The following is an 8,802-nucleotide window of genomic DNA, read 5'->3' as shown; positions in this document are numbered from 1 at the left end:
GAGGCCGACGGCAACCGCGTCGTCGTCAACCGCCAGGGATCGACCGCACTGGACAACGCCGAGGTCGTCTCGGTCCGCCAGGGCCAGCCCATCCGCGAATACGTCTGGGACGCCCAAGGCGACGACCGCGTCCTCGAAACCACCGGCAACGTCGTCTTCGTCGACGTCAAGTAACCCCCGAAACCCAAAAGGGGCGCCCCTCCCCCCGGGGCGCCCCTTTTGTCATTCCTCCACTGGGTAGCGCATCTACGTCGCGGCGACCTGCACGGCCAAACCCACCGCCCCGCCACCGACGTGCACCGACAGCACCGGCCCCATATCGGTGACGGTCAACGAAGTGAGCTGCGGAAGTCGTTGCGTCAGTGCGGCGCCCAGCGCATCGGCGGCGTCGTGGTTGTCGACGTGATGCACCACGACATCGGCGGCGCGCTCTCCCACCACCTCTACCACCCGATCCACCATCGCCGCGTGCGCCTTGGTGACGGTACGGATGCGCTGGTCGAGCACCAGTCGCCCGTCGACGTCCAGACACAGCAGCGGTTTGAGCGCCAGCGCAGTGCCCAGCCACGACGCAGTCGTGCGGATCCGCCCGCTGCGCCGCAGATTGTCCAGGCGGTGCACGACGAGGAAGACGTTCGTCCGGCCCAGTGTCGACCGCGCCGCGGCTTCGACAGCGTCGACATCAACACCCGAGGCCGCGCAGCGCGCTGCGGCCATCGCCACGAAGCCGACACCCATAGCCGCCGAACGAGAGTTCACGACCCGTACCGACGGTCCGAACTCCCGCGCCGCCGTGACGGCCGCGCTGTAGGTGCTCGACAACGCGGCCGAAAGATGCACAGCCACCACGCCGTCACCGCCGCTGTCGGCCAGGGCCTGGCGATAGGTCTCGGCGAGCTCGGCCGGCGTGGCCCCCGCGGTAGTCACGCCGTGCAGGTCGTGGATGTCGTACGGGACGTCGTCTACGCCGTCGCGCAGGTCCGTGCCGTCGACCAGCACATGCAACGGGACCTCGCGAATGTCCCAGCGCTTGCGCTCGTCGAGCCGCAAACGCGACGACGAATCGCAGACCACCACCACCGACATGATCGCTAACCGTTCGAATCGGGCAGGTGCACACCGGCTTCGGCGAGTCCCTTGATCATCAGTTCCGCTACCGCCCGGTGTGCCTCGAAGTTCCAGTGGATGCCGTCCGGGTTGCCCCGACCGCTCATCACCTGCTCGGCCACCGCCGCCTCGAGGTCGACCAGCGGCACCTCGTGCTCAGCCGCCCACCGCGTGATCGCCTCGACCGTGCCCGGCCTGCCGTGGTGGGCCATTCCATAGGTGGCCGCCCTGTGCACCGACGGCAACGACGCCACCACCGGAATGCCGGGGCGGTTGAAATCTATAGCCGCCCTCGTCATTTCGAGATACTCCGCGGTCAGATGAGGGGGCAACGCAGACCGCGCCACCGGCGAGAACCGCGGCTGCACCCAGCCGTAACCGTCCCGCACCCAGCGGCGCAGCCATGGCGGCCGAACGTAGCGGATCATCTCGCGCAGAGCGGTGGGTAACGGTGACGGCAGCGAATCCATCCCCGAGGTCGCGAAGATCACCGCCCCGGCCCGCGGCAACGCCGCCCACGACCGCGGGTCCTGCGTCGCCGCCCACCACACGTCGCGACTCGTCCAGCCGATCCGTCCGATCAGCTCCAGATCCCAACCGAGTTGGCCGGCAACGATGTTCGGCCAGATGCGGGGATCATCTGACGGCAGCCCCCCGGTCGGACCATAGTAGGACAGCGAGTCGCAGAAGAGCAGCAGGGTCCTGCGGGGCAGATCCACAGCAGGGGCCTCAGAGGACATCGTTGGCGACCTGCGCCGAGGCGTTCCACACATCCAGACGCCACCGGATGTCGTCGAAAGAGTCCCGCGCCCCGTCGGACCGGGAGTGTCCGGCCAACTGCACCCAGCTGGCATTGCCCATGCCGCCCAGCACCGGCCAGTTGTCGACGGGTAGCCTCAGCAGCGCACCGGTCAGGGCGGCGATCAGCCCGCCGTGCGCCACCAGCACCACCGGTCGGTCGGGTTCGTCACCGCCCCACTCGGGCTGCCCTTCCACCAGCTCCCGCATCAGCGGCATGCTGCGGGCCGCGACGTCGACGCGGCTCTCACCGCCGTGCGGGGCCCAGCGCGCGTCGTCCCGCCAGGCCAGCCTTGCGCCCGGGGCGATGTCGTCGACATCGAGGTGCGTCATGCCCTGCCAGTCTCCGAGGTGGGTCTCCCGCAGCCGGGTGTCGATGCTGACCGGCTGCCCGCTGCGGTCGCCGAGCGCGACGGCGGTGTCGAGCGCGCGCCGCAGGTCCGACGACACAATCAGCAGCGGCTGACGCTTGGCGAGCACCTCGGCCGCGGCGACGGCCTGTTCCCGCCCGAGGTCGCTGAGGTCGGTGTCCAACTGGCCCTGCATCCGGCTACCGGCGTTGTACTTGGTCTGCCCGTGCCGCAGCATGACCAGGCGGCGGATCGTCATTCGGTCGGCTCCCCCGCATCGTCCAGGTCGACGGGCACGGTCGGGCAGTCCCGCCACAGCCGGTCCAGCGCGTAGAAGTTGCGCTCGTCCTGATGCTGGATGTGCACGACTATGTCGACGTAGTCGAGCAGGGTCCAGCGGCCTTCGCGGGTGCCCTCACGGCGGGCAGGCTTGTATCCGGCGACGCGCATCTTCTCCTCGACCTCGTCGACGATCGCGTTCACCTGCCGCTCGTTGGACGCCGAGGCGATGACGAAGCAGTCGGTGATGACGAGTTGTCCCGACACGTCGATGACGACGACGTCGTCGGCGAGTTTGGACGCCGCGGCCTGCGCGGCGACTCCTGCCATGTCGATGGCTTCCTTGGTGGCGGTCAGAGCCGATCTCCTTCACCTGTGAGGCTGGGGCTTTGCTTATGTCGGTAGAGGTCCCGTTTCGTGACGTACTGCACGACACCGTCGGGCACGAGATACCAAATGGGACGCGACCGTTCGGCACGGCGGCGACAGTCGGTCGACGAGATGGCAAGGGCAGGCACCTCGACCAGGTGCAGCGCGTCGGGGGGGAGCTGCGCCATCGCGGCTGCGATGTGCTGACCGTCGAGTTCGTAGCCCGGTCTGCTGACCCCGACGAACCTGGCGATCGCGAACATCTCCTCCCAGTTCTGCCAGGACAGGATTGATGCGAGCGCATCCGCACCGGTGATGAAGTACAGGTCGGCGTCGGGATTGAGCGCATGCAGATCCCGCAGCGTGTCCTTGGTGTAGGTCGGCCCGCCACGGTCGATGTCCACCCGGCTGACGGAGAACCGCGGATTGGAGATGGTGGCGATCACCGTCATCAGATAGCGGTCCTCGGCGGCGGTGACGGTCCTGGTGCGCTTCTGCCAGGGCTGACCGGTGGGGACGAACACCACCTCGTCGAGATCGAACAGGCCGGCGACCTCGCTGGCCGCGACGAGGTGACCGTTGTGGATGGGATCGAAGGTCCCACCCATCACGCCCAGCCTTCTCTGCCGTTGCCCGCCTTGCACGAATAGCGAGCTTACTCAGACCTCCGAGAGCCAGGGCGTCTGGAGAACTTCGGTGACCTCGAATGCGGCGCGATCAGCGCGGTAGACGTCGTATCCGTACTCCACGCACCGGCCGGTGGTGTCCTCGGTGCGCCGGGTGAGCAGGGTTCCCGCCGATCCGGCTCGAACTCCCAGCTGCACGCTGGTCGCGTCGTCGAGAACGATCGACTCCAGCACGGCCGTCGAGCGCGCCAGCTCGATCCCGTACCGGGTGCGCAGAGCCGCCCACAATGAGCCCTGCTCGGGTTCGTCCAGGATTCCCGGCGTGAGCTCGGCAGGCATGTACGTCGTCTCCAGCGCGAACGGGACGCCGTCCACGGTGCGAAGCCGGTGGAACACGTGTACGGAGGCCCCCTCGGCCAGGCCGAGGGCGACGCGCACCACCGGGGTGGCGGGCTGGTGCACCGCCCACAGCTGACGCGCGGCGGGCCTGCGGCCCATCCGGGCGACCTCCTCGGAGAAGCTGCCGACGTGGAAGCGCACCCGGGGCTCGGCGACGAACGTGCCGCGCGGCGGGTTCCGGTAGACCAGACCTTCGCTTTCCAGCAGAGACAACGCCAACCGCGCGGTCATCCGGCTGACGCCGTGCACTTCGGCCAGTTCACGTTCGGACGGCAGCAGCGTATGAGGCGCCAGCTGCTCGGTCGCGATCCGGTCGCGCACGTCGGATGCGATCGTCATGTACAGCGGCGCGCCTGAAGGCATCTCTGCAGCGTAGCGGGGGTAAGTACGGTCCAGTGTGCGGTTTCGCAGCAACGCCTCGTGCCGGCTCGAACTAGACGGGCAGCAGGGCGTCGATCACCGAGGCCAACTGCTTGGCCGAACGGCATTCGTGCATCGTGATGACATCCTCATAGCGCGGCACCGCCGAATCGCCACTTCCCCAGAGGTGCCTGGGTTCGGGATTCAACCAGTGGGCGTGCCTGCTGGCATTGACCATGTGGGCGAGCAGTTCAGTCTCGGGGTTGCGGTAGTTGTTGCGGCCGTCGCCCAGTACCAGCAGTGAACTGCGTGGCGAGAGCACGTTCGGATACTGGTCGAGGAACGACACGAACGCGTGGCCGTAGTCGGAGTGGCCGTCGCGGGTGTAAACCCCCGCCTCCCGGGTGATGCGCTGCACGGCGACGGCCAGGTCGGCGTCGGGGCCGAACAACTGGGTGACTTCGTCGGTCGTGTCTATGAAGGCAAAGACCCGGACCCGGGAGAACTGCTGGCGCAGGGCGTGCACCAGCAGCAGCGTGAAGTGGCTGAAGCCGGCCACCGAACCGGATACGTCGCACAGCACCACCAGCTCGGGACGCGCCGGGTGCGGCTTCTTGAGCACCACGTCGATGGGCACGCCGCCGGTCGACATCGACTTGCGCAGCGTTTTGCGCAGGTCGATCTCACCGGCACGCGACCGCCGACGCCGAGCGGCCAGCCGGGTGGCCAGCGTGCGCGCCAGCGGCTGCACCACGCGGCGCATCTGCCGTAACTGTTCGCCGGACGCCCGGAGGAATTCGACGTTCTCCGCGAGCTGCGGGACGCCGTACATCTGCACGTGGTCGCGGCCCAACTGCTCGGCGGTGCGCCGCTTGGTCTCGGCTTCGACCATCCTGCGCAGCTGGGTGACCCGCTGAGCGGCCAGCGCCTTGGCGATCTGCTCCTGGGTGGGCGTGGGTTCCTCGCCGTAGGGGGCCAGCAGCCCGGCCAGCAACCGCCCTTCCAGATCATCCAGGCTCATCGCCTTGAGCGCCTGATATGACGAGTATGACGGGCCGCGACTGGAGTTGTAGCGTCCGTACGCCTCGACGATCTGGGCGATCATGGCGGCCAGCCGCTCGTCGAGGTCGGCCAGTTCCTCGTTGTCGCTGAGCATGTCGACCAGCGCGCTGCGCAGCGCCTCGATGTCCTCGGCGGGCAGACCCTGATGGTCGTCGCCGGGGTCGGTGTCGGTCAGCACCGTCCTGGCGCCCAGTGCGGCCGGGAAGTAGAGGTCGAACAGCGCGTCGTAGGTCTCGCGATGATCCGGGCGGCGCAGCACGGCGCAGGCAATGCCCTCGCGCAGCACCTTTCGGTCTCCGAGGCCCAGCGTGGCCATCACCCGGCCGGCATCCACCGTCTCCGACGGACCCACTGAGATCCCTTGGCCGCGAAGCGCTTCCACGAACTCCACTAGATGGCCCGGGATTCCGTGGGGCGCCAGCGGCTGCGGCGGGCGGGTACGTCGGGCCGCCATCAGTTGAGCCTCAACTCCCCGGAGGCCTTGATCTGGTCGGACTGGTGTTTGAGCACGACTCCCAGCGTCGCCGCGATCAGTTCGTCGTCGATGGTGTCGAATCCCAGCGCCAGCACGGTGCGGCCCCAGTCGATGGTCTCGGCCACCGACGGCACCTTCTTGAGCTGCATGCCGCGCAGCACACCGATGATGCGGACCAGCTCTTCGGCCAGGTGTGCGGGCAGTTCGGGAACCCGCGAGAGCAGGATGCGACGTTCGAGGTCGGGGTCGGGGAAGTCGATGTGCAGGAACAGGCAGCGACGCTTGAGCGCCTCGGACAGCTCCCGGGTGGCGTTGGAGGTCAGCACCACCAGCGGTTTGCGGGTCGCGGTGATGGTGCCGAGTTCGGGCACTGTCACAGCGAAATCACTGAGCACCTCCAGCAGCAGACCCTCGATCTCGATGTCGGCCTTGTCGGTCTCGTCGATCAGCAGCACCGTCGGCTCGGTCTGCCGGATCGCGGTCAGCAGCGGACGGGACAGCAGGAACTCCTCGGAGAAGACGTCGTCCTTGGTGCGGTCCCAGTCTTCGCCGTCGCCCCCCGCACCCGCGTTTCCTGCCTGGATACGAAGGATCTGCTTGGCGTGGTTCCACTCGTAGAGCGCCCGGGCCTCGTCCACACCCTCGTAGCACTGCAACCGCACCAGCTCAGAGCCGGTGGCCTGCGCGACGGCGCGGGCCAGTTCGGTCTTGCCGACACCTGCGGGCCCCTCGACCAGCAGCGGCTTGCCCAGCCGGTCGGCCAGGAACACCGCGGTGGCGGTGGCGGTGTCGGGCAGGTAGCCGGTCTCGGACAACCGACGCGCGACATCGTCGATGTCGGCGAATATCGGCACCGTACGTGCGGGGACGCTCACTGTTTGCTCTCCTGACTCAGGCGGGACGGGTGTGGCCGGTAACGGGTGAGCCCCACACGATCCACTTGGTGGACGTCAACTCTGGCAGGCCCATCGGGCCTCTGGCGTGCAACTTCTGGGTGGAGATGCCGATCTCTGCGCCGAAACCGAACTGTTCCCCGTCGGTGAACGCGGTGGATGCGTTCACCATCACCGCGGCAGCATCCACCCGTTCGGTGAACCGTTGGGCCGCAGCGAGATCTGCGGTGACGATGGCCTCGGTGTGGCCGGTGCCGAAGTCGTTGATGTGACTGATCGCGCCGTCGACTCCATCCACGATGGCCAGCGCGATGTCCATCGACAGGAACTCCGCTCGCAGTTCCTCCTCGGACGGGTCGGCGTGCACCGTCACCCCGGCGCTCTGCAACGCAGCGGTGAGCCTGGGCACGGCGACGTCGGCGATGGCCGCGTCGATCAGCACCGTCTCTGCCGCGTTGCACACGCTGGGCCTGCGTGTCTTGGCGTTGAGCAGAATGCGTTCGGCCATCTCGAGATCGGCCGACTCGTGCACGTAGACATGGCAGTTGCCGACACCGGTCTCGATGGTCGGCACCTGGGCGTCGCGCACCACCGCATCGATCAATCCCGCTCCGCCGCGCGGGATCACGACGTCGACCAGGCCGCGGGCCTGGATCAGATGGGTGACGCTGGCCCGGTCATCACTGGGAAGCAACTGCGCGGCGTCGCTGTTGAGGTTCTCGGTCTCCAGCGCCGCACGCAGCGCGGTGACCAATGCGGCGTTGGACTTCGCCGCCGACGAACTACCGCGCAGCAGAACGGCGTTGCCCGACTTGAGCGTCAACCCGAAGGCGTCGACGGTGACGTTGGGGCGACCCTCGTACACGATCCCGATGACGCCGAGCGGCACCCGTTGCTGACGCAGCTGCAGACCGTTGACCAACGTGCTGCCGCGCAGCACCTCACCGACCGGGTCCGGCAGGCCGGCGACCTGGCGCAATCCGTCGGCGATGCCCTCGATGCGGGTCGGGGTCAGTGCCAGGCGGTCGAGCATTGCCTCCGCGGTCCCGGCGGCGCGGGCGGCGTCGAGGTCGGCCTGGTTGGCCTCCATGATGGCGCGGGTGTTCATCAGCACGTGGTCGGCGGCGGTGCGAAGCGCGCGGTTCTTGGCATCGGTGCCCAGCGTCGCCAGCGCGCGAGCCGCGACCCGTGCGCGGCGGGCGGCGTCGTGGACCTGCCCGCGCAGGTCAGGTGCCGAAGGGGCTTGCACATGCATCAGGCCAGCGTATCCGGTGGGCGGCGCGCGGACCGGACCGGCCGTTGAGGTTGTCACAGCGCGCCGCGCTCCCTAACGTCCCCGGTGTGACGCGAGTCTGCGTGGTCGGAAGTGTCAACGCCGACCTCACGTACACGGTGGCCGAACTCCCCAGGCCCGGCCAGACCGTGCTCGCCTCGGCGCTGTCGACGTCGCCGGGGGGCAAGGGTGGCAATCAGGCGGTGGCCGCTGCCCGGGCCGGCGCGGACGTGGCGCTGGTCGCGGCGCTGGGAACCGATCCGGCGGCCGAACGACTGCGCGCCCACCTGGACGCCAACGGCGTGGGGCTCGCCGGGGTCGTCAGTGTGCCCGGACCCAGCGGGTCCGCGGCGATCATCGTCGACGCCGCCGCCGAGAACTGCATCGTGGTCGCGCCGGGCGCCAATGCGCATCTGAGCCTGAACTCGGCCAGGACACGGTCGGTCGTCGCCGACAGCGACGTGGTGCTGGTGCAGCTGGAGATACCCATCGACACCGCCACCGCCGCCGCCCGGGTCGCCCGGGCTGCCGGTGCGGTGGTCATCGTCAACGCCTCGCCGACCCCGGACCGCGAAGCCGTCGTGGCGCTGACCGAACTGGCCGACGTGGTCGTCGTCAACAAGGAGGAGTCCGGCGCCTGGCCGACCGCAGACTCATCGCTGGTGGCGCACCTCGTCATCACCCGTGGCGCACGCGGGGCCAGCTACCTCGCGGACGGGCGACGACTCGACGTCGCAGCCCCCGCGGTGGAGGCGGTCGACACCACCGGTGCTGGCGACGTGTTCGCCGGCGTGCTGGCGGCGTCGTGGCC

10 protein-coding genes are annotated in these 8,802 nt (G+C 68.7%); 1 reads left to right on the top strand and 9 read right to left on the bottom strand.

What is annotated here, in order from left to right; genetic code table 11:
• Nucleotides 1-246: 246 nt before the first annotated feature.
• From WA944_RS14270 to WA944_RS14230, 9 genes are all read right to left on the bottom strand, one after another.
• A complete protein-coding gene (locus tag WA944_RS14270; protein ID WP_526373148.1) occupies nucleotides 247-1,086 on the bottom strand; it encodes a DegV family protein in 840 nt (279 codons plus the stop codon).
• Between the two features lie 5 nt (nucleotides 1,087-1,091).
• Nucleotides 1,092-1,847, bottom strand: coding sequence for a diglucosylglycerate octanoyltransferase (gene octT / locus WA944_RS14265; RefSeq protein WP_526373150.1), 756 nt, complete (start codon nucleotides 1,845-1,847; stop codon nucleotides 1,092-1,094).
• Complete coding sequence (gene gpgP, locus WA944_RS14260) at nucleotides 1,837-2,514, bottom strand: glucosyl-3-phosphoglycerate phosphatase (RefSeq protein ID WP_526609562.1); 678 nt, start codon at nucleotides 2,512-2,514, stop codon at nucleotides 1,837-1,839. The genes octT and gpgP overlap by 11 nt, the downstream gene beginning before the upstream one ends.
• Nucleotides 2,511-2,891: a ribosome silencing factor gene (rsfS, locus tag WA944_RS14255; RefSeq protein WP_526373037.1), complete on the bottom strand. Its 381-nt coding sequence runs from the start codon at nucleotides 2,889-2,891 to the stop codon at nucleotides 2,511-2,513. Before rsfS ends, gpgP begins: the two co-directional genes overlap by 4 nt.
• Nucleotides 2,888-3,520 (bottom strand): nicotinate-nucleotide adenylyltransferase, encoded by a 633-nt coding sequence (gene nadD / locus WA944_RS14250; RefSeq protein WP_526373039.1) that lies wholly within the window; start codon nucleotides 3,518-3,520, stop codon nucleotides 2,888-2,890. The genes rsfS and nadD overlap by 4 nt, the downstream gene beginning before the upstream one ends.
• A gap of 42 nt (nucleotides 3,521-3,562) precedes the next feature.
• Nucleotides 3,563-4,291, bottom strand: coding sequence for a GntR family transcriptional regulator (locus tag WA944_RS14245; protein WP_526373032.1), 729 nt, complete (start codon nucleotides 4,289-4,291; stop codon nucleotides 3,563-3,565).
• 70 nt (nucleotides 4,292-4,361) lie between these two features.
• Nucleotides 4,362-5,804, bottom strand: a complete 1,443-nt coding sequence (locus WA944_RS14240) for a vWA domain-containing protein (RefSeq protein WP_526373034.1) — start codon at nucleotides 5,802-5,804, stop codon at nucleotides 4,362-4,364.
• On the bottom strand, nucleotides 5,804-6,700 hold the full coding sequence (locus WA944_RS14235) for an AAA family ATPase (protein ID WP_526373036.1): 897 nt from the start codon (nucleotides 6,698-6,700) through the stop codon (nucleotides 5,804-5,806). The genes WA944_RS14240 and WA944_RS14235 overlap by 1 nt, the downstream gene beginning before the upstream one ends.
• Before the next feature lie 16 nt (nucleotides 6,701-6,716).
• On the bottom strand, nucleotides 6,717-7,973 hold the full coding sequence (locus tag WA944_RS14230) for a glutamate-5-semialdehyde dehydrogenase (RefSeq protein ID WP_526609564.1): 1,257 nt from the start codon (nucleotides 7,971-7,973) through the stop codon (nucleotides 6,717-6,719).
• Nucleotides 7,974-8,059: 86 nt separating this feature from the next.
• Here WA944_RS14230 and WA944_RS14225 point away from each other — a divergent pair.
• The coding region (locus WA944_RS14225; protein ID WP_526647057.1) for a PfkB family carbohydrate kinase at nucleotides 8,060-8,802 on the top strand (743 nt) is incomplete at its 3' end.

Origin of the sequence: Mycobacterium sp., from assembly GCF_049683355.1 — a bacterium.
Taxonomy (GTDB): domain Bacteria; phylum Actinomycetota; class Actinomycetes; order Mycobacteriales; family Mycobacteriaceae; genus Mycobacterium.
The sequence above is the reverse complement of the archived record's forward strand: the minus strand, read 5'-3'. Positions and strand labels throughout refer to the sequence as shown.